At 34.8% G+C, this 20,493-nt stretch carries 20 protein-coding genes and 3 tRNA genes; 6 read left to right on the top strand and 17 right to left on the bottom strand.

What is annotated here, in order from left to right; translation table 11 throughout:
- Positions 1-51: 51 nt before the first annotated feature.
- From PAN07_RS16655 to PAN07_RS16575, 17 genes are all read right to left on the bottom strand, one after another.
- Positions 52-123: transfer RNA gene (locus PAN07_RS16655), tRNA-Glu, on the bottom strand.
- Between the two features lie 93 nt (positions 124-216).
- Complete coding sequence (locus tag PAN07_RS16650) at positions 217-696, bottom strand: sigma-70 family RNA polymerase sigma factor (RefSeq protein ID WP_084862316.1); 480 nt, start codon at positions 694-696, stop codon at positions 217-219.
- 120 nt (positions 697-816) lie between these two features.
- Positions 817-2,775, bottom strand: a complete 1,959-nt coding sequence (ftsH, locus tag PAN07_RS16645; RefSeq protein ID WP_084862587.1) for an ATP-dependent zinc metalloprotease FtsH — start codon at positions 2,773-2,775, stop codon at positions 817-819.
- A gap of 15 nt (positions 2,776-2,790) precedes the next feature.
- Positions 2,791-3,333, bottom strand: coding sequence for a hypoxanthine phosphoribosyltransferase (gene hpt / locus PAN07_RS16640; RefSeq protein ID WP_049486815.1), 543 nt, complete (start codon positions 3,331-3,333; stop codon positions 2,791-2,793).
- Positions 3,334-3,337: 4 nt separating this feature from the next.
- A complete protein-coding gene (gene tilS / locus PAN07_RS16635) occupies positions 3,338-4,615 on the bottom strand; it encodes a tRNA lysidine(34) synthetase TilS (RefSeq protein WP_269798389.1) in 1,278 nt (425 codons plus the stop codon).
- Positions 4,612-5,880, bottom strand: a complete 1,269-nt coding sequence (locus tag PAN07_RS16630; protein ID WP_269798388.1) for a class A beta-lactamase-related serine hydrolase — start codon at positions 5,878-5,880, stop codon at positions 4,612-4,614. Before PAN07_RS16630 ends, tilS begins: the two co-directional genes overlap by 4 nt.
- Positions 5,873-5,995 carry an SP_0009 family protein gene (locus PAN07_RS16625; RefSeq protein WP_000429334.1) on the bottom strand — a complete coding sequence of 41 codons (123 nt, stop codon included), beginning with the start codon at positions 5,993-5,995 and terminating at the stop codon, positions 5,873-5,875. Before PAN07_RS16625 ends, PAN07_RS16630 begins: the two co-directional genes overlap by 8 nt.
- A gap of 4 nt (positions 5,996-5,999) precedes the next feature.
- On the bottom strand, positions 6,000-6,368 hold the full coding sequence (locus tag PAN07_RS16620) for a septum formation initiator family protein (protein WP_084862593.1): 369 nt from the start codon (positions 6,366-6,368) through the stop codon (positions 6,000-6,002).
- Complete coding sequence (locus tag PAN07_RS16615) at positions 6,361-6,627, bottom strand: RNA-binding S4 domain-containing protein (RefSeq protein ID WP_001234973.1); 267 nt, start codon at positions 6,625-6,627, stop codon at positions 6,361-6,363. Before PAN07_RS16615 ends, PAN07_RS16620 begins: the two co-directional genes overlap by 8 nt.
- 57 nt (positions 6,628-6,684) lie before the next feature.
- Complete coding sequence (gene mfd, locus PAN07_RS16610) at positions 6,685-10,188, bottom strand: transcription-repair coupling factor (RefSeq protein ID WP_269798387.1); 3,504 nt, start codon at positions 10,186-10,188, stop codon at positions 6,685-6,687.
- Positions 10,189-10,758 (bottom strand): aminoacyl-tRNA hydrolase, encoded by a 570-nt coding sequence (gene pth, locus PAN07_RS16605; RefSeq protein WP_084862597.1) that lies wholly within the window; start codon positions 10,756-10,758, stop codon positions 10,189-10,191. It abuts the gene before it with no gap.
- A gap of 72 nt (positions 10,759-10,830) precedes the next feature.
- A complete protein-coding gene (gene ychF / locus PAN07_RS16600; RefSeq protein WP_049501881.1) occupies positions 10,831-11,946 on the bottom strand; it encodes a redox-regulated ATPase YchF in 1,116 nt (371 codons plus the stop codon).
- Between the two features lie 84 nt (positions 11,947-12,030).
- Positions 12,031-12,225: a DUF951 family protein gene (locus PAN07_RS16595; RefSeq protein WP_000285186.1), complete on the bottom strand. Its 195-nt coding sequence runs from the start codon at positions 12,223-12,225 to the stop codon at positions 12,031-12,033.
- Between the two features lie 64 nt (positions 12,226-12,289).
- The gene (gene dnaN / locus PAN07_RS16590) at positions 12,290-13,426 is read right to left on the bottom strand and encodes a DNA polymerase III subunit beta (protein ID WP_000581174.1); all 1,137 of its coding nucleotides are present in this window, start codon (positions 13,424-13,426) and stop codon (positions 12,290-12,292) included.
- Positions 13,427-13,584: 158 nt separating this feature from the next.
- Entirely contained in the window at positions 13,585-14,946 is a 1,362-nt protein-coding gene (gene dnaA / locus PAN07_RS16585; RefSeq protein WP_084862599.1) for a chromosomal replication initiator protein DnaA, read from the bottom strand.
- Positions 14,947-15,158: 212 nt separating this feature from the next.
- Positions 15,159-15,917, bottom strand: a complete 759-nt coding sequence (locus PAN07_RS16580; RefSeq protein ID WP_084862601.1) for a ParB/RepB/Spo0J family partition protein — start codon at positions 15,915-15,917, stop codon at positions 15,159-15,161.
- Between the two features lie 57 nt (positions 15,918-15,974).
- Positions 15,975-17,156 carry a S1C family serine protease gene (locus PAN07_RS16575; protein WP_084862603.1) on the bottom strand — a complete coding sequence of 394 codons (1,182 nt, stop codon included), beginning with the start codon at positions 17,154-17,156 and terminating at the stop codon, positions 15,975-15,977.
- A gap of 187 nt (positions 17,157-17,343) precedes the next feature.
- Between PAN07_RS16575 and rlmH the strand changes: the two genes are divergently transcribed.
- The 6 genes from rlmH to PAN07_RS16545 all read left to right on the top strand — a co-directional run bounded on the left by rlmH (position 17,344) and on the right by PAN07_RS16545 (position 20,438).
- Positions 17,344-17,823: a 23S rRNA (pseudouridine(1915)-N(3))-methyltransferase RlmH gene (rlmH, locus tag PAN07_RS16570; protein ID WP_084862605.1), complete on the top strand. Its 480-nt coding sequence runs from the start codon at positions 17,344-17,346 to the stop codon at positions 17,821-17,823.
- 43 nt (positions 17,824-17,866) lie between these two features.
- Positions 17,867-17,940, top strand: a tRNA-Arg gene (locus PAN07_RS16565).
- A 165-nt stretch (positions 17,941-18,105) separates the two neighbouring features.
- Entirely contained in the window at positions 18,106-18,228 is a 123-nt protein-coding gene (gene comC / locus PAN07_RS16560; protein WP_084862607.1) for a competence-stimulating peptide ComC, read from the top strand.
- Positions 18,229-18,240: 12 nt separating this feature from the next.
- Positions 18,241-19,566 (top strand): competence system sensor histidine kinase ComD, encoded by a 1,326-nt coding sequence (comD, locus tag PAN07_RS16555; RefSeq protein WP_269798386.1) that lies wholly within the window; start codon positions 18,241-18,243, stop codon positions 19,564-19,566.
- Complete coding sequence (gene comE, locus PAN07_RS16550; RefSeq protein WP_033687624.1) at positions 19,563-20,315, top strand: competence system response regulator transcription factor ComE; 753 nt, start codon at positions 19,563-19,565, stop codon at positions 20,313-20,315. The genes comD and comE overlap by 4 nt, the downstream gene beginning before the upstream one ends.
- 51 nt (positions 20,316-20,366) lie before the next feature.
- Positions 20,367-20,438 (top strand) — tRNA-Glu (locus tag PAN07_RS16545).
- Positions 20,439-20,493: the final 55 nt, after the last annotated feature.

Below are 20,493 nucleotides of genomic sequence, written 5' to 3'. Positions count from 1 at the left end.
TGAAACTTTTTTAAATCTTTTTTCATCAAGTGTGCCATCTGCAACATACCATAGTCCGTACGGGATTCGAACCCGTGTTACCGCCGTGAAAAGGCGGTGTCTTAACCCCTTGACCAACGGACCAGAGCTGTTATTTTCAACTCTTACTATTATACCGACTTTTCTAACTTTGTCAACACCTTTTTTCTATTTTTTTCTTTTTTTTTGCATAGCTTCTTACCGAGTACGGATATCAAACTCCTTAAACACAATACGTAAGTCTCTTAATACTCTTTGACGCCCTCGGAAGCGTTCATTTCTTAAGACGCGTTCTAACTCTTCTTGTTTCTCTTTGCTTTGTTTGTTTCTATAATTTTTTAGTGTTTCATGAAAGAGATAATAATCATCTAGCCAGAGTCCTCCCTCTCCTATACGATGACTAATTTCACCCACTTCTTCATAAGGTTCTTTATCATATCTACGCTTCTGACTTTCTTGTTTACGGATATAATCTAAAATCCGATTTCGGAATTTAGTTTTGAAGTATTTACGTAAGCGTGGAATATCTTCTACCAGTTCTTCTTCTCTACTGATCAATTCATGTAAGCAAATCATTCCCTCTTGGTCCCAATCCGATAACTCCCACAAATGAAGATAATATTCATTTCTACACTTATATACAATTCCCTGGACTTCTTTATACAATTTTTTAAACATAAGCTTCCCCTTTCTGTGTACAGTCTATCAAATCAAGAAGCTAATTGGGGTCATTTCATCCATTCTGCACCCTTTACCGCCTCAACTGCACAAAAAAGAGAGGACAAGCCTCTCTTGGGGTTATTTTTCGTCATTCATTTTTGACTTTACTTCATCATAAGATAGTGCATGAGATTCCTCTTCTACTGTTTCAGGCATCTTTCCTGTTTCATAAAGAGATTTAATTTGTGTACTATCCAATGTTTCGTATTTTAATAGTGCTTCTGCAATCAACTTGTGAGTTTCACGATTTGACTGAATAATTTCAGCAGCTTTATTTCGTGCCTCATTTAATAATGAACGAACCTCTTCGTCAATTTCATAAGCTGTTTGTTCTGAGATTGATTTTTGAGGGCTTTGTGCTCCAAACATAGCATGATTACCCTCATATTGTACCGGACCAAGTTTTTCACTCATCCCGTACTCTGTAACCATTGCACGCGCCATTTGTGTCGCCTGTTCAAAGTCGTTTGAAGCCCCTGTAGTTTGGACATTAAAGATAATTTCTTCGGCTACACGTCCACCCATTAAGCCAGCCAATTGCTCTTTCATATCTTCTTTTGATAGAAGCATTTGATCTTCCTTAGGAAGTGCAATCATATAACCACCTGCACGGCCACGTGGTACGATAGTAACTTTATGAACAACACGGGCATTTGACAAGACTAGACCAACAATGGTATGTCCTGCCTCATGATAGGCAACCAATTCACGTTCTTTTTGTGAAACTGTCTTATCTTTCTTAGAAGGACCAGCAATAACTCTGTCTTCTGCTTCATCAATATCTGAAGCATCAATTATCGATTTATTGCGACGAGCAGCAACTAGAGCCGCTTCATTCAAGACATTCTCTAAATCAGCACCAACAAAACCTGGAGTTTGTTGGGCAACTAATTTCAAATCAACATCTTCTGCTAAAGGCTTGTTCTTAGCATGAACTTTCAAGATTGCTTCACGACCTTTAACATCAGGGCGACCAACCAAGACTTTTCTATCAAAACGTCCTGGACGCAGAAGGGCAGGGTCAAGTACATCTGAACGGTTTGTCGCAGCGATGACGATAATCCCTTCATTTCCCTCAAAACCATCCATCTCAATCAAAAGTTGGTTCAAGGTTTGTTCACGTTCGTCATTACCTCCACCGAGACCGACTCCACGTTGACGGCCAACAGCATCAATTTCATCGATAAAGATGATAGCTGGTGCTGCTTTTTTGGCATCTTCGAAAAGAGAACGAACACGACTAGCTCCAACTCCGACAAACATTTCTACAAAGTCAGAACCTGAGATACTAAAGAATGGAACACCAGCTTCTCCGGCGACTGCCTTAGCAAGTAAAGTCTTACCTGTTCCCGGAGGTCCCTCCAAAAGAACACCTGCTGGAATACGGGCTCCAAGTTTTGTAAATCGTTTTGGATCTTTTAAGAATTCAACAACTTCAACTAGTTCTTGTTTTTCTTCTTCAGCTCCAGCAACATCTGAAAATCTTACTTTAATATCTTCTTTATTTGCGGCTTTAGCCTTACTACGTCCAAAACTCATTGGATTACGGCTATTATTTCCTCCCATATTTCCCATCATAGAGAACAGGAAGAAGAATAGAATACCGAATGGCACAATGGATACAAGAATATTAATCCACATACCACTTGAACTTTCATGCTTAACAGTTACTTCCGCTTTATGGTCAGAAGCAAGTTTTTGCAATTCTGATACTGTAGTATCTGAAGGAAGAATAATACTTGAAAATTTCTCTACTGTTGTAGCAGAAGGAGAAAAGAACTGAATTCCTGTTTCTTCTTTACTTGTTTTAGGATTTTTATAAACACCCGAAACTTCGATAACACTGCCATTTGGTTGGTAAGTTAATTCTTTTACATTGTCATCGGTAATTTCTTTTACCAATTCTGTATAATTAATCTGCTCACTTTTCCCTGCAACACTACCTGTACCAAAATACTGGTAACCTGTAACTAGGAGAAAAATAAGTAATAACCATAGAAAAGGATTTTTAATTAAACCATTATTTTGTTTTTTCATTAAAAATTGTTCTTTCTAATTTGAATACACTTCTTCTTTCAATACTCCAACATAAGGAAGGTTACGATAATTTTCTTTGTAGTCTAACCCATAACCTACTACAAACTCATTTGGAATAGTAAAGCAAGTATAGTCTGCCTCAATTTCTACAACACGTCCCTCTGGTTTATCCAATAAGGTTGCAATCTTAACAGAAGCCGCATCTCTTGCAATAAACATATCTCGCAAATTCTTCAAAGTTTGACCTGTATCAATGATATCTTCTACAAATAAAACATGTCTTCCTTTGATGTCTTGAGTTACATCTTGCTTAATATTGATCACACCACTACTTGCTGTTCCACCATGGTAGCTAGAAACCATCATGAAGTCCATTTCAATATGTGTGTCGATATGTTTGACCAATTCAGCCATAAAAGGGATAGATCCTTTTAAAATCCCAATTAAAATCGGATTTTTTCCTGCATAGTCTTTAGTTAGTTGGGCACCTAATTTTTTAGCAGCTTCTGTAATTTCATCGTGTGAAACGAGAATTTTTTTAATATCGTTTTCTAACATTTTTTTACCTATCTATTTTTTCTATATAAAGTACAGTGTTCATTATATCATTTTTCGTGTTTTTACTCAAATTACTGGTCGCAATTCCCAAAATTGAGACAATTTCACCAAATTGCTCAATAATCAGAGCTGATTTTCGCTTTTCCATAGGGATTTTCAAATCAATAAATAGACGTCTGAGTTTTTTTCTATGCCCATTTTGAATCAAAACATCTCCTGTTTTTCGATGACGAATGTGTATGGATGTTTCCCGTGAAACAGGTACCTGCTGAATTAATTCACCTTCTAAAGGAAGTCCAAAGGAAAATAAATAACCTTGGTAAGATACCTGATTTTGATAGTGTAGCACAAGTTCATCCTCTTTTTCATCAGCCTGCGGACTGATTTTACAAATCCGAAACTGTTGATACTCTTTTATCAATTCATAGCCATTTTTAAGCGGATGACGATATTGGCTTTTAGTTTTTAAAATTTTCCGAACTTCTTCAAACTGTGCTTTTGTAAAATTCAAATCTGGAAAACGATTCAGATAAGTTTGAAGTAAAACTCTTTGTGTCGACTCAGAGTAAGACAATAGCTGCTCTAAATTTTCTACATCAATATTCTTCGATAATTCAGCTATAGCTAGGTCATAATCTAAAATTTCATTGCCGATGCTTAAGATTGCATCTCGAAATCGAGGATTTTCTTTTTCTAATTCTGGTAAATAAGAATTTCGAATACGATTGCGAAAATAATGATTTTCCTGGTTTGATATATCTTCAAAGTGAAAAATTGGTGGAAAGTCTTTTTTATGGAAATGCAAGAAGGGACGAATGATTTCTATATCCCCGACTATTTGCTTCTCCTTAATTCCTGATATATAGCGCAAACGAGTACCTCGAATCAAGCGCATCAAAATTGTTTCCACCTGGTCATCCGCATGGTGGGCAGTGACTAAGGCTGTCGCACCTGTCTTTTTCATGACCTCTTGAAAAAAATCATAGCGAAAATTTCGTGCATGCGCTTCTGAAAATTCTCCTGAAAAATTGCTGATATAAATAGGAAGCTCTGCTTCAGCAGCCAACTTCCTTAATTCCTGTTCTTCCCAATCTGATTCAATTCTCTGCTTATGATTAACATGAGCTAAAATCAATTCAATTTCCAACTCTTCTTGATAAGTAGACAACACCTTAAATAGAAACATAGAATCTAATCCACCAGAAAGAGCTAGAACCACCTTAGCATGCTTTTTGAAATATCCCTTCTTGAGAAAATGATTTAAAAAATCTTGTTCCCTCATTTTAGAACCTCATAAACATCTTTGGCTATCTTAGAAATCGTATCATAATCAGAATTTTTAGTGAAAATAGAAAGAATAAATGGAGAATCTGCATAGACAACACCTGTATCATGCTTAAATTCATCCGCATCTCCAATTTTATGAGCTACTTTAACAGAAACACCTTTGGCAATTCTCTCATTATCAAAATCTGTTTTAGTCAAAGACTCCAATACAAATCCATTTTGATTATAAATTGCCTCCATAACCTTCCCAGCCATCTTAGAAGAAATCAATTTTTCTTTGGAATCCCAATCATCTCCCATAATAGCAGACATCTTGGATTTGAATGTGGCATCAGATTGATTTGAAATGTAATATCCCAATAGATTATGAGCTACATTATCAGATTCTTTTGATACTTTCGTAATTAAATCCTTTAGAGAATACTCTTTATTATCCTCTTTTTTAGGAAGACTGCCACTTCCCTCTGGTTTATAAGAACCTGGAAAATCATTGACTGCTGATACGTATTTTACAGTCATGTCTAACTGATAAAGACCCTCATTTATTTTTTCTTGCGTATAGTAGAGATAAGGTAATTTTAAAATGCTAGCTGCATACATCTTTTCATCTTGATTGATACCAGCTTCTTTTCCAGTAGTCAGTTGCTTAACATAAATAGAGAAAGAAGTTTTCTGATATTTTTCAGATAATATTTCTTGCACTTTATTCATCCGATTATCTTCTTCAGAAGTTAATTCCTTATCTACCCATCCAGCCTGATCAATATGTAGAAATTCTTTTCCTTCTACAAACATTGTCTTATCGATTGACACCTGAGAAAAAGCTGATAAGGATGATTTCACTTCTTTTAAATCATAAGGACTATTATACAGTTTAACGTCAGATTCTAACCATACTTTTTTTATTGTAGGAGTTACCTCTGACTGGTCATATAAAAATCGTTTGTCTGCAGCTATAAATTGATGGTTGGATAACTTAAATACTGGAATTCCTTGTTTATTTAAGCGCCACTCAGTTATTTGAAAATTTGTTTTTGGAGTTAATTTTCCAGATTCTACAACTAAATCTTCATTGGCGTATACAGGAATTTCTCCATAAACCATAGGAGAACTTAGCTTTTCTCTAAAATAAATACCAAAGTCAGATTGTGAAAGGTAATAAATTTCTTTCGAAGTATAGACGACTTCTTTTTCTGTGCTAACAACTTTTGAAATTGTCAAAAAACTTGGTAGCAACAAAATAATTAAGAATTTACGCATTCTTCCTTTCCTTTTCTTCTTGTAAACGCAATAATTGATTTTTATCAGCTAGCTCTTCCAGCTTTTCATCCGATAGACTCAAAAATTGCTCTATTACATCTAATAAATTTTCCATTTTATCACCTTGGGAGCAAGTCAGGAATCGTATAAACAGCTTCCCGATTCTTAGAATAATAGTATTTTGCACGCATGTATTTAGCAGCGTAATCTTCATCTTTCAGCTTTGTTGCAAAAGCTGTCTCCTTATCCTTTTCATCACTCAAGGTTTGATACTGAGTTTGCAAGTCTGATAATTGTTGACGTCTTTGGAGTAATTGGTGATAGCTTTGAGCAAGATTATAAGTTGGTAAAATGAACAACAAAATCATCAAAATCAGAACCCACCCCATGAAACGATTACGTTTTTGTCGTTCCTTCATCAGATAACGACGACGTTGGTGCTCATTTTGAATAAAAGAATTATTCAATTGTACAATATTCTTAGACATTTTCTTCTACCCGTGTTTCACTGATAATTTCATACATGCCTGCTGCATCTTCTTTTTTTGTACTATCTTTCATCTCCAGTACTTTTACAAGTAGCAACTTATTGCCAAAACGAATTTCAACTTGATCATCAACTTTCAAATCTGTTGAACTTTTAGCCAAAATTCCATTTACCTTTATTCTACCTTTATCTGCTACTTCCTTTGCGACTGTACGACGCTTGATAATTCGTGATACTTTTAAATATTTGTCTAATCTCATTTTTATTACCTCAAATTATTATTGTACCATTTTTATCTCTTTTATAGAAGAAAAATGTTATAGGGAATTACCGTCTTTCAACTCTTTTATCTCTAATAAACTTTCTCCAAAAATCAGCAAACCTTCTAAAATTTCATAATCCTTCTTGTTTCGGACATCGAATACAACTTCCATTAATCCCTTATTCTCAGCTATGGCTGCTTTTAAGTTCGTTGCGGATAAAGCTTTAAAATAATCTTGAGCCAAGAATAGTCGTTGAGTGACTTTTTCAAATTGAACTGTAATCTTGTTATCTTTTCTTTCCACACGTTCTACAAAGACCTTGTCCAAATATGACTTAACCAAACCAATCTCTAAAAGGTAGGCTACTACATCTGGGTATTCTCCAAAGCGATCCATCAGCTCTTCTTGTAACTTTTCATAATTGACACGGTTGTCAATTTGACGAATTTTTTTATAAATTTCAATCTTATGTCGTTGGTCAGAAATATAAGTATCAGGAAGATAGGCATCAATTTGTAAAATCAACTCAGCATTCCCTTGGGTTCTTGTATTAGAATTACCGTTTCGTTTAGCAATGGCTTCCTCTAGTAACTGCGAATACAATTCAAAACCAACAGAATCAATGAAACCAGACTGAGATTTCCCTAAAAGATTTCCTGCTCCACGAATCGAAAGATCTCGCATAGCAATCTTAAATCCAGAACCCAATTCTGTAAATCCTTTGATGGCTTCTAATCTCTTTTCAGAGACTTCACTGATTGATTTCTCTGGACGATACATGAGATAGGCGTAAGCAATACGATTACTACGACCTACTCTTCCCCTTAATTGATACAAGGTTGACAAGCCCATATGGTCTGCATTTTCAATAAATAAGGTATTGGCATTTGGAATGTCCACCCCTGTCTCAATAATGGTAGTTGTTACCAAAATATCATATTGTCCTTCAATAAAGTCCAATAAAGTATTTTCCAACTGGATTTCACTCATTTGGCCGTGAACATAACCAATTGAAACTTCTGGAATCAACTCCTGTAATTCTGAAACCTTCTGGTCAATCGTGTCAACTTTATTATAAAGATAGTAAACTTGACCTCCACGCTCCATTTCACGCAAGACTGCATCACGAATAACACTATCATTCTTTTCTAAAACATAGGTCTGAACAGGATAGCGATTTGTTGGAGGAGTTTCAATAACAGACAAATCTCTGATTCCCAGCATAGACATATGAAGGGTACGAGGGATTGGCGTAGCTGTCAAGGTTAGGACATCCACTTGTTTCTTTAACTCTTTCAAAGTTTCCTTATGCTTGACACCAAATCGTTGTTCTTCATCAATAATCATCAATCCCAAATCAGAAAACACAACATCTTTTGACAGAACACGATGTGTTCCAATTAAAATATCGACTTGACCGTTTTTCAATTTTTCAAGTGTTTCAGTCTGCTCTTTTTTACTTCTAAAGCGACTCAACACATCAATATTAACTGCAAAATTTTGGAATCGTTCCTTAAAATTCGTGTAGTGCTGTTGCGCTAAAACTGTCGTAGGAACTAGAACGACAACCTGTTTGTTATCATTGACAGCCTTAAAGGCTGCACGCATTGCAACTTCAGTCTTTCCAAAACCAACATCCCCAACTAAAAGTCGATCCATTGGCTGAGAATCTTGCATATCTCTCTTGATTTCCTCGATACTACGAAGTTGATCATCCGTTTCAACATAAGGGAAGGCATCATCAAAAGCATCTTGCTCTTCATCATCGGCTGAGAAAGCAAAGCCCTTCAACTGACTACGCTCAGAATAGAGTTTGATTAAATCATCAGCTATATCCTCTACCTGATTCTTAACTTTTTGCTTGGCTTTTTTAAAATGACCGTCATTTAATTTATTGAGTTTTGGAGCTTTCCCATCACTTGAAACATATTTAGACAGTAGATGAATCTGTTCTACTGGGATAGAAATTTGATCACCATTTTGGTATTGAACGCTAACATAATCGCGGTGAATTCCTTTGATTTCAATGGTTTCAATTCCTAAATATTGACCAATTCCATGAATATGGTGAACAACATAGTCCCCTTTTTCAAGTTCATTATAATCTTTTAATCTCTCTGCATTTGAAACATGTTGTCTGCGAAAACGACGTTTCAATTTCTTTTGAAAAATCTCATGTTCAGTAATCACCAGAATTTTTTCATCTACAAAATGAAAACCATGTCTGAGATTTCCCTCGATTAAGTTTACAGATTCTTTACAGATACTTGACTTATCTCTAGAATCCAATTTAATATTGTATTCCTCTAACACATCCTCCAATGTTTTACTTCCCATTGAATTGCTAGACTGCAAGATAATAGTGTAGTCCATTTTTTTGTATCGTTCAATTTCTTCTTTTAGAAAAGAAAATTGATTGAAAAACTCCTGCATGGGATATTGATTAAATTGATAAATCTGGTCAAACTTGAGATTTCCTAACCCCTTTTGCAGATTAGAAAAAAAGGTTACTGGGCTTTGTTTTTTATAGATTTTCTCAGTATCCGCAAAATACTGCATATCAGAAAATGCTTTACTATTCTGTAACTCTTCTGTAAAGTATTGTGCTAATTCTCTTTCAAAGACTTCATACTGATTCATCAATTTCTGGTAATCATCAAAGAATATTGGCGTATCTTTTTCAATATAATCAAATACAGTCCATGATTTCTCATAACACAAAGATAAAAATTTCCGAGAATCTGAATGCATTTGTTTTTGATGAAAACTTGAAAGAATTTCTTCTAGGTAGGATTTCAGAATCGGCGATAGAGTTTTTGAAATTTGCTTTTCTAAAGCTGACTGACCTCGTTGATAATCCTTTTCTTTCAAAAGCATGTCGCTAGCTGGAAAGATGGTGAGTTCTGTCCGATTTTCTTTCGATAATTGTGTTTCGACTTCAAAAGTACGAATTCCATCTACTTCATCACCAAAAAACTCAATTCGGCAAGGTTCTAACTGGGATATTTCAAAAATATCTAAAATATCTCCTCGAAGACTAAATTCTCCTTGGGTCTGTACTTGAGTAACTTTTCGATAGCCGATTTCTTTTAAATGATGGATGAGCGCGTTTTGGTCATATTCTTCACCAACTGCAATTTTTATAATGCTTTCTTTAAATGCAGTCGGAGAGGGTAAAATCAATCTACTTGCTGCAATATTACAAACTAAAATCCCTTTTTTAAACGGATCACTCAAAAAACGCAAGGCTTCAACCCGTGAAATAATTTTTTCTTGTGAAGACATCAAAAACTCTACCATAGGAGAGTCATCTACCAAAAATGGATAGACAAGTTCCTCACCCAAGATAGAGATAAGATCACTAATAAGACCTTCTGCTTCTCCATAAGTTGATGTCAATAAAACAATCTTATCTTCTTTATTCAAACTACTAGCGATTGCTAAAGCTTTTGTAGAAGTTGACAAACCTAACATTAATTGTCTTTTCTTATCTGTCAGATTTTGATGCCATTTTTTTATCTGATCATTTTCTGAGAATAAATCTAATAAGGATACCATTTATCCGTTATACCTCTGCATCGTTTTTTCAAAATTTTTCTCTTGTAAATAGTAATTTACAGCATCGTCAACCTTGTCAATAGACTGTAAAACACCAATATAATCATCCTTGTCAAACTTACTCAAAACATGGTTAATAACTGACATTCCATTTTTAGGTCTTCCGATTCCAATCTTAACACGGTTAAAGACCTGAGTCCCTATATGTTGAATAATAGACTTGATACCATTATGTCCACCTGCTGAACCCTTTGCTCTTAAACGAATCTTTCCAACTTCCATATCAAGATCATCATAAATGATGAGTAAATCTTTAATATCCAAACCATAGTAAGTCAATAAAGCATGAACAGCTTTTCCACTTTCATTCATAAATGTCGTTGGTTTGACGAGATAAATTTTTTCACCATTGAGGAAAAAAGATGCTAGATCAGCTTGAAATATCTTATCGTGTGTAAAAGTGACATTCTGTTTCTTCGCTAGTTGGTCAATCAACATAAAACCAACATTATGTTTTGTTTCAAAATATTTATCTCCTGGATTTCCCAAGCCTACAAGTAATTTTGTCATTTATTTTTCCTTTCAAAAGCCAAAAGGGTTGGAATTTTTTTCCAACCTAATTGATACTATTCATTAAATTTTTTAGACATTAAAGCGGAATTCCATGATATCGCCATCTTGGACGATATATTCTTTTCCTTCTTCACGCAAACGTCCAGCTTCTTTTACTGCCTTTTCAGATCCGTATTTTACTAGATCCTCATATGACATGGTCACTGCACGGATAAAGCCTTTTTCAAAGTCTGAGTGGATAATACCAGCTGCTTGAGGAGCCTTCATACCACGTTTGAAGGTCCAAGCGCGAACTTCTTTTTCACCAGCTGTGAAGTAAGTTCCAAGTCCAAGTAAGTGGTAAGCTGCACGAGTCAACTTGTCAACGCCTGATTCTGTCAAACCAAGAGCTTCAAGAAACTCTTGCTTGTCTTCTTCGTCTAACTCAGAAATTTCTTCCTCAGCACGCGCAGAAATAACGACTACTTCAGCATTTTCTGTCGCTGCAAATTCGCGAATTTGTTTGACATAGTCGATAGAATCTGGATCTGAAACTACATCCTCATCTACATTGGCAACATAAAGAACTGGTTTAGTAGTCAAAAGGAAGAGACCTTTGACTACTTTTTGTTCTTCATCTGTAAATTCGATGGTGCGAGCTGATTTTCCATCTTCAAGAACTGGTTTAATCTTTTGAAGAACATTAAATTCTGCTACTGATTCTTTATCTTTTTGCGTACGTGCCATCTTTTCTACACGCGCATATCGTTTGTTCACTGATTCTAAGTCAGCAAGAATCAACTCTAGATTAATGGTATCAATATCTGCAAGTGGATCCACAAAGGCATCTTCACGTCCTTGCTCGCGCATGACATTTTCATCATCAAAAGCACGAACTACATGAACAATCGCATCTACTTCACGAATATTGGCCAAGAATTTATTTCCTAGCCCTTCTCCTTTTGAGGCTCCTTTTACAATCCCTGCAATATCTGTAAATTCAAATGTTGTTGGAACTGTCTTTTTAGGTGTAATCATTTCCGTTAGTTTTTGTAGTCGTTCATCTGGAACTTCCACCATTCCAACGTTTGGGTCAATAGTCGCAAATGGGTAGTTAGCTGCCTCTGCTCCTGCTTTTGTAATTGCATTAAATAGTGTTGATTTACCAACGTTTGGCAAACCAACGATACCTGCTGTTAAAGCCATATTTTTTCATTCTCCGTTTTCATTTCAATCCCTAATATTATAACACAAAAAGGGAAAACTTGCTAACCCTCTAACTGAGGGGTTTCAGTCAATAATTTTATTCATTTTTCGATCAAAATCATAGCGCCCCATCATGACAACATGGTCACAATTGCTACATTTAATTTTGATATCTGCTCCTACACGTGTAATTTCCCAACGATTGGCCTTTTTACCTGTTGACTTGATGGTGCAAGCATGTGGTTTTTTCATTTCAACAAAATTTCCAACTTGATACATACTACTCTCCTTTTCTTTTTCGATTATATCATAAAAGAGGCGAGCTAAGCTCAACCTCTTTCACTTAATTTGTACGAACTGGTGTAATGAGCTGCATGAAGTCTTCATCAGTGTCTGCTGGCACAAGAGTAAATGGACGAACAGCTGAGATAAAGCTAATGGTCACCTTTTCGCTATTTAAAGCCTTAAGAGAATCAATCAAGTAAGTTGGGTTGAAACTAATAGTCAAATCTTCACCAGTCACCTGATCAGTATCGATTTCTTCGTTTACTTTACCAACTTCTGGAGAATGAACATGGGCGCTAACAATACCACCTTTAATTTCAAGCTTCACAGTACCATTTTGAGTCGCACTTGATAAAAGGCGAGCACGCTCCATTGACTGACGTAAGTTTACCACATCAAAAGTAATAGTAGTGTTAAAGTCTGTCGGAATCAAGCGATCTGTATCAGGATAGTTACCTTCTAACAAACGAGTATAGAAGCTAATATTTTCGCTTCTAAAGAGGATTTGATTGTTGGCAAAGAAAATCTCTACAGTTTCAATATCGTCTGTAAATACTGCTGAAAATTCGCGTAGAGAACGGCTAGGAATCACGACATCAAAATCATCACTATTTTTTTCAAGAGTCAATTTTTTCTGGCTTAGACGATGAGAGTCTGTTGCAACTGTTTTTAACTCTTTGTGTTGGCTCAATACAAAATGAACACCTGTTAAAATTGGACGACTTTCTTGTGTACTTGCAGCAAAAGCTGTTTCATTGATAATTTTCTTGAGTAATTTTGTTTCAAGAACCAAAGGAGTGCTTGCTGAAATTTCTTGGATTCGTGGATATTGTTCACTATCTTTTCCTTTTAGGGTAATTTCTGATTTACCGCTGGTTAAAACAATTTGATTTTGTTCAATTTCTTTAAAATCAAGAGTCACATCAGGTAGACTAGATACCACATTGATGAAGAAAGAAGCTTCAAGAAGGATCGAACCTAAAGAAGTAATTAACAAACCAGCATCTTCATTTTTTTGAGAAATAAAATTTTCAATTGAAATTTGACCATTTGAACCAATTAAAGTAACACCTTCATTGGTTACGTCAATTTTTACGGTTGATAAAATAGGAATGGCATTTTTAGAGCTAATAGCTCTCTTAGTAGTATTTAAGGCTTGTAGAAATAAATTTTTATTAATTGAAAAATGAATCATGGATTCTCCTTTATTTATTTTTAGTATTAGAAGGATAATAGTAATAATAGAGTCTGTGAAATCTGTGGAAAACAGACTTTAAACTAGTAATATCAAGTTTTTGGGCTTGTTTAAAAAATGTGGATAAAAAAGATAAAAAAGCGAAAGTTATCCACAAGTTATTTTATTTTATTTTTGATTGATTCAATTTCTAAACGTAAATTATCGTCTTCATCAATCAAAGATTTAATTTTAGCATGGGCATGAATAACTGTTGTGTGGTCTTTACCACCAAATTCCTTACCAATTTTTGGAAGACTATTATCTGTTAGTTCTCTAGATAAGTACATGGCTACTTGACGGGCTAAAACAATATTTTGAAGGCGTCTGCTTCCCTTCATTTCTTTGACACTGACACCATAAAAGTTACCAACTTCATTTTGTATTTTATCAATTGGGATGACGAGCATTTGGCTAACATCTTGTTTGCGAGCTCTAATGGCTTCTGCAGCGATATCGATAGTGATATCCTTAATCTTCTTCACTCTGGCAATTAAAGTGATGTCGTTGATTGCTCCTTCAAGTTCTCGGACGTTTGAATCAAATTGACCAGCTAGGTATTCTAGGGTATCACTTTGGAAATGGTAGTCTAAATTCTCTGTTTTGCTTTGTAAAATGGCAATACGTGTCTCAAAGTCAGGTGGTGTGATGTTTTGCGTCAACCCCCAGCTAAAGCGCGTGACAAGTCTTTCTTCAAGGCCCTCTAAGTGTTTAGGGCTACGATCACTAGTCAGAACAATTTGTTTTTGATTGTTATGGAGAACATTGAAAGTATTGAAAAATTCTTCCTGAGTTGCAACTTTTTTTCCACTCAGCGATTGAATATCATCAATTAACAAGAGATCGAGGCTACGGTAGGTTTTTTTGAACTTATCCATTTCACCCAGTCTCAGATGTTCAAGAAAGTCGTTTATAAAGCTTTCAGCAGGAATGTACTTCACACGCGCATCAGGAATATTTTTCAAAATCTCATTCCCAATGGCATTGAGTAAGTGAGTCTTACCAAGCCCAGGTCCTCCATAGATAAAAAGAGGATTATAGGTCAAGGCCAAATCTTCAGAGACAGCCAGGGCGGCTGATACTGCCCAAACATTTCCATCCCCTTGGATAAAATTATCAAAGGTATACTTTTCTTTTAATCCAGTATCCGAATAAGGAATAGATGCTAACTTTGGACTATAGTCATAGAGAGTTGAATTTGGAGCTTCTTCAACTTGTGGGATAATCGTATCTTGAGGCTTGGTAAAAATATAGTGGGGAGTTATTTCAGCATCATAAATCTCAAAACCAGCTACTACAATGATATCTTTTAGTTGTTTTTTCCAGACCATTTCCATTTCAGATCGTGGTAAAAATATAGTGGCAACATTTTCTTCTACCTTAATGAGTTCAGCTTGAATAGCATAGAAATCATACATGGAACGAGTTAGTCTTTCTTGTGCAAATTCTAATATACGATTCCAAAATTGTTTTTCTTTCAATCCTTTCTCCTCCTTTACTATTTAAAAGTTTAATGCTAGATTTATTTTACCATAGATAGCAAGAATTTTCCACAAGCTGTGAAAAATAATCCACAATGTTATCAAGTTTTATCCACAGGTTGGGGATAAAATCAGAAACTATTGATTTATGAAGCTTTTTTTTGAAAAAAATAGTGGATAACCTTGTGAGATAAAAAAATAAAAGAACAGCCTTATTTCAGGCTGTTGATAATTCTACTGTATTCTTCTTGGTTTGAGAAAGCAATAATGATTTTTCCACTATCTTTTTTAGACAGTTTGATTTCTACATCTAATCCGAGTATTTTTTTTAACTGTTCTTCTTCATTTTGTATGAAATAATCATTTTTTTGCAGTTTCTTTTGTTTTTTCTCTGTCAGAAGAGCTTCTAATTTTCTTACAGAAATGTCTTCTTCTATAATTCGTTGAAAGAAATAGTCTTGTTGTTCCTTATTCAACCCAACGAGAGAACGCGCATGGGCTTGTGATAGTTTACCATTTTCTACTTCAGAGAGAATCGGTTCTGGCAAGGACAACAAGCGAATAGAGTTGCTGATATAAGGACGAGACTTCCCCATTTTATCTGCAATTTCAGCATGGGTAAATCCTTTCTCTACAAGAGATTCATAGGCGTGTGCTTCTTCTATTGGATTTAAATTTTCTCTTTGCAAATTTTCAATGATAGACTGGATCATCATCTCTTGATCTGAAAGCTGTTTAACAACAGCTGGGATAGACCTTAGACCAGCTAAAAGTGAAGCCCGATAGCGTCTCTCTCCTGCAAGGATTTCATAACCAATAACAGGAGATTGACGAACAATAATCGGTTGAATGACCCCATTTTCTTTGATAGACTGTGCTAGTTCATGTAGTTTTTCTCCATCAAATTCTTTTCGAGGTTGATAGGGATTTTTTTGTATATCCGTAATAGAAATCATTTCAAATTTTTCCATGATTCTACACTAACACATCTTTTCTCTTATGTAAAGCTTTCTTTACATAGATGTCAATTAAGATTCTAAATCACCTGAACTCTTGTCAAGTTTAATAGATGTAGTTTCTTCTTTACCGTTACGATAGTAAGTTATCTTAATGGTGTCTCCGATAGAATGATTGTAAAGAGCACTTTGTAAATCTGTTGATGAAGCAATGTCTTTGTCGTCTACTTTTGTAATAACATCGTATTTTTCAAGGTGACCATTGGCAGGCATATTACTTTGTACAGAACGAACAACTACACCAGATGTTACATTGCTTGGAATATTCAGTCTTCTAATATCACTTGTATTAATATTTGAGAGATTGACCATTTGAATTCCCAAAGCTGGACGAGTAACTTTTCCGTTCTTTTCCAACTGTTCAATAATATTGATAGCATCATTTGCAGGGATTGCAAAACCAAGACCTTCTACAGATGTTCCTCCATTTGTTGCAATTTTACTTGAGGTAATTCCGATAACCTGTCCTTGAATATTGATTAGTGGGCCACCAGAGTTACCTGGGTTAATAGCAGTATCAGTTTGGATGGCTTTTGTAGAAATGGCTTGTCCATCTTCAGATTTTAAAGATACATTTCGATTAAGACTAGATACGATACCTTGAGTGACAGTATTAGCATATTCAGAACCTAATGGGCTACCGATGGCAATAGCAGTTTCTCCTACGGTTAACTTGCTAGAATCACCAAATTCAGCTACTGTTGTCACTTTTTCTGAAGAGATTTTGACGACAGCAATATCAGAGAAAGTATCAGCTCCGACGATTTCTCCAGGTACTTTAGTTCCATCTGACAAACGAATATCTACTTTGCTGGCACCATTTATAACGTGATTGTTGGTGACGATGTAAGCTTCTTTATCATTCTTTTTATAAATAACCCCAGATCCTTCACTAGAGATTTGCTGAGAATCTGTGTCAGTATCATCATTACCAAATACGCTATTTTGTCTGTTTGCCGAATAAGTAATAACAGAAACAACAGCATCTTTTACTTTGTTAACAGCCTGAGTTGTTGAATTTTCGTTTTTATAGGCAGTTTGTGTAATAGTACTATTGTTGTTAGAGCTACTTACACCACTTTTTTGAGTTAGTTGGTTTATTGAAAAACTACCCAAGGCACCGCTAATAAAGCTAATGACGATAACGACTAATAATTGAAACCATTTTTTGTAAAATGTTTTTTGATGTTTCATATTTACCTCCATATGTTATGTTTGAAATTACTGAAAGTATAAACTGACTAGCTTAATTATAACTTAAAAACAAAAGTTTTTCACAGATTGTGGATAACTTTCAAAAATCTGTGGTTTTCTAGTGAAAATTAACCTTTTATTTTGTGAATAAGATGTGAAAAAATGGAGAATATGTTAGAATAGAGTCATGAAAATTAAAGTTGTAACAGTCGGGAAACTGAAAGAAAAGTATTTAAAAGATGGTATCTCAGAGTATTCAAAACGAATTTCTCGATTTGCTAAGCTTGAAATGATAGAGCTAGCAGATGAAAAAACACCAGATAAGGCCAGTGAATCAGAAAATCAAAAGATTTTAGAAATAGAAGGTCAGAGAATTTTATCAAAAGTTGGTGACCGTGATTTTGTTATTGTGTTAGCCATTGAAGGGAAAACTTTCTCCTCAGAAGAATTTAGTAAGCATTTAGAAGAAGCTTCTATAAAAGGATTTTCTACTCTTACTTTTATTATTGGAGGGAGTCTGGGATTAGCACAGGATGTAAAAAAGAGATCCAATCTCTCTGTTAGTTTTGGTCGTTTAACCTTGCCCCATCAGTTAATGAGACTAGTCCTTGTTGAACAAATCTATCGAGCTTTTACAATACAGCAGGGCTCGCCCTATCATAAATAGAAAATTGACTTTCAATTGAATTTTTGGTAGAATAGCTGTATTAGGTCTCATAGCTCAGCTGGATAGAGCATTCGCCTTCTAAGCGAACGGTCGCAGGTTCGAATCCTGCTGGGATCAATATAGTAGCAAAGCTGGGAATTTTCCCGGCTTTTTTTTTAAAAAAGTACACTTGGGGAGAAAAAAATGACAGTTGAGAGAATTTTATCTAAAATTAAATTCCATTTTGTATAATGGTTTTTGTAAGTTAGCTTACAGGAAAAAAACATTTTAGGAGATTTTATTATGAAAAACACAGTTAAATTGGAAAAGTTTGTAGCCTTGAAGGAAAAAGAATTGCAGGAGATTCGAGGTGGGGAGATGAGGAGAATAGATAAAATGTTTATTAATTTTCTTAAAAGAAGATAAGGGAGTGTCAGAATGAATTTTTTCTTAGTAGTAGATTTTATATTATATTTTTTTATTATTAGTCACAGTTACAGTTTAATTTGCAAAGGTCAAATAAAAGAAAAGGAACTATACGTTTTTGGTGCTTATACATTACTAGTAGAAATAGTACTTGATTTTCCATCATATCTTCTACATTTAGATGACTTAGGGATTGTAAAATTTTTATTTCCTTTGGTATTATATTCCTATTTTCGATGGATTAAACAGTATGAGAGGGATAGAGGACTATTCCTAAGTTTACTACTATCTCTTTTATATGAGAGCACTCATAACTTTTTGTCCGTAACTTTATCCTCTCTAACAGGAGACAATTTTGTTTTACAATATTATGAACCATTCTTTTTCCTTGTAACGGTGTTGACTTATGTCGTTATCTTAAAAATCATTCATTATTTCCATTTGGATCTAAACTATTTTGATAAAGACTACCTCTATCCTTTCTTGACAAAAGTATTTTTTGCTTTGCTACTGCTCCATATTGTATCTTTCGTTTCAGATATGGTAAGTACGATTAAACATTTGAATAGTTTTGGAAGTATTTTATCATCTATCGTCTTTATTTCTCTCCTTTTAACCTTTTTTGCAATGAATTCACATAAAGATCAAATGGAGAAAGAGATTGCTTTGAAGCAGAAGAAATTTGAACAGAAACATTTACAAAACTACACAGATGAAATTGTCGGTTTGTATAATGAAATTCGTGGTTTTCGACATGATTATGCTGGGATGCTTGTCAGTATGCAGATGGCAATTGACAGTGGTAATTTACAGGAAATTGACAGAGTTTACAACGAAGTTTTGGTTAAAGCCAATCACAAACTGCGCTCAGATAAGTACACTTACTTTGATTTGAACAACATAGAAGATTCAGCTTTACGAAGTTTGGTTGCTCAGTCAATTGTCTATGCTCGAAATAACGGTGTAGAGTTTACACTGGAAGTAAAAGATATAATTACTAGACTACCAATAGACCTGCTGGATTTAGTTCGTATTATGAGTGTTTTATTGAACAATGCTGTCGAAGGATCGGCTGATAGTTATAAAAAGCAGATGGAAGTAGCAGTTATTAAGATGGAAACTGAAACAGTGATTGTGATTCAGAATTCATGTAAAATGACGATGACTCCTTCAGGAGATCTATTTGCTTTAGGATTCTCTACTAAGGGAAGAAATCGCGGAGTAGGATTAAATAATGTGAAAGAACTACTGGATAAGTACAACAACATTATTTTAGAAACAGAGATGGAAGGCAGTACATTTAGACAAATCATTAGATTTAAGAGGGAATTTGAATGAAAGTTTTAATTTTAGAAGATGTTATTGAACATCAAGTGAGACTAGAGAGAATATTGGATGAAATTTCGAAAGAATCGAATATTCCAATATCATACAAGACAACGGGAAAAGTTCGTGAGTTTAAGGAATATATCGAAAATGATGAAGTAAACCAGCTTTATTTTCTAGATATTGATATTCATGGAATTGAGAAAAAGGGATTTGAAGTGGCTCAGCTCATTCGTCATTACAATCCTTACGCTATTATCGTCTTTATCACCAGTCGATCAGAGTTTGCGACTCTAACCTATAAATATCAGGTATCAGCCTTAGATTTTGTTGATAAGGATATCAATGATGAGTTATTTAAGAAGAGAATTGAGCAGAATATCTTCTACACGAAGAGTATGTTACTTGAAAATGAAGATGTGGTAGATTATTTTGACTACAATTACAAGGGAAATGATTTAAAAATCCCTTACCATGACATTCTGTATATTGAAACGACAGGAGTCTCTCATAAATTGCGCATTATTGGTAAGAATTTTGCAAAAGAATTTTATGGTACCATGACAGATATTCAGGAAAAGGACAAACATACTCAGCGATTTTATTCTCCTCATAAGTCATTTTTGGTAAATATAGGCAACATCAGAGAAATTGATAGAAAGAATTTAGAAATTGTTTTCTATGAAGACCATCGTTGTCCTATTTCAAGATTAAAAATTAGAAAATTAAAAGATATTCTAGAGAAAAAAACTCAAAAGTAATTGACAATTAGCAAGAAATTGATATAATGGTTATATCTGCTACAGATAGAAGGTCCGTTGGTCAAGGGGTTAAGACACCGCCTTTTCACGGCGGTAACACGGGTTCGAATCCCGTACGGACTATTTTATCCGCCATAGCTCAGTTGGTAGTAGCGCATGACTGTTAATCATGATGTCG

Source organism: Streptococcus sp. SM5 (genome assembly GCF_027497975.1).
This window is presented reverse-complemented; position numbering and strand designations above follow the sequence as displayed.

Excerpts from the sequence above, each read along its gene's own strand:
- PAN07_RS16650 (WP_084862316.1), bottom strand. The coding sequence starts at position 696 with ATGTTTAAAAAATTGTATAAAGAAGTCCAGGGAATTGTATATAAGTGT.
- ftsH (WP_084862587.1), bottom strand. The coding sequence starts at position 2,775 with ATGAAAAAACAAAATAATGGTTTAATTAAAAATCCTTTTCTATGGTTA.
- hpt (WP_049486815.1), bottom strand. The coding sequence starts at position 3,333 with ATGTTAGAAAACGATATTAAAAAAATTCTCGTTTCACACGATGAAATT.
- tilS (WP_269798389.1), bottom strand. The coding sequence starts at position 4,615 with ATGAGGGAACAAGATTTTTTAAATCATTTTCTCAAGAAGGGATATTTC.
- PAN07_RS16630 (WP_269798388.1), bottom strand. The coding sequence starts at position 5,880 with ATGCGTAAATTCTTAATTATTTTGTTGCTACCAAGTTTTTTGACAATT.
- PAN07_RS16625 (WP_000429334.1), bottom strand. The coding sequence starts at position 5,995 with ATGGAAAATTTATTAGATGTAATAGAGCAATTTTTGAGTCTATCGGAT.
- PAN07_RS16620 (WP_084862593.1), bottom strand. The coding sequence starts at position 6,368 with ATGTCTAAGAATATTGTACAATTGAATAATTCTTTTATTCAAAATGAG.
- PAN07_RS16615 (WP_001234973.1), bottom strand. The coding sequence starts at position 6,627 with ATGAGATTAGACAAATATTTAAAAGTATCACGAATTATCAAGCGTCGT.
- mfd (WP_269798387.1), bottom strand. The coding sequence starts at position 10,188 with ATGGTATCCTTATTAGATTTATTCTCAGAAAATGATCAGATAAAAAAA.
- pth (WP_084862597.1), bottom strand. The coding sequence starts at position 10,758 with ATGACAAAATTACTTGTAGGCTTGGGAAATCCAGGAGATAAATATTTT.
- ychF (WP_049501881.1), bottom strand. The coding sequence starts at position 11,946 with ATGGCTTTAACAGCAGGTATCGTTGGTTTGCCAAACGTTGGTAAATCA.
- PAN07_RS16595 (WP_000285186.1), bottom strand. The coding sequence starts at position 12,225 with ATGTATCAAGTTGGAAATTTTGTTGAAATGAAAAAACCACATGCTTGC.
- dnaN (WP_000581174.1), bottom strand. The coding sequence starts at position 13,426 with ATGATTCATTTTTCAATTAATAAAAATTTATTTCTACAAGCCTTAAAT.
- PAN07_RS16580 (WP_084862601.1), bottom strand. The coding sequence starts at position 15,917 with ATGGAAAAATTTGAAATGATTTCTATTACGGATATACAAAAAAATCCC.
- PAN07_RS16575 (WP_084862603.1), bottom strand. The coding sequence starts at position 17,156 with ATGAAACATCAAAAAACATTTTACAAAAAATGGTTTCAATTATTAGTC.
- rlmH (WP_084862605.1), top strand. The coding sequence starts at position 17,344 with ATGAAAATTAAAGTTGTAACAGTCGGGAAACTGAAAGAAAAGTATTTA.
- comC (WP_084862607.1), top strand. The coding sequence starts at position 18,106 with ATGAAAAACACAGTTAAATTGGAAAAGTTTGTAGCCTTGAAGGAAAAA.
- comD (WP_269798386.1), top strand. The coding sequence starts at position 18,241 with ATGAATTTTTTCTTAGTAGTAGATTTTATATTATATTTTTTTATTATT.
- comE (WP_033687624.1), top strand. The coding sequence starts at position 19,563 with ATGAAAGTTTTAATTTTAGAAGATGTTATTGAACATCAAGTGAGACTA.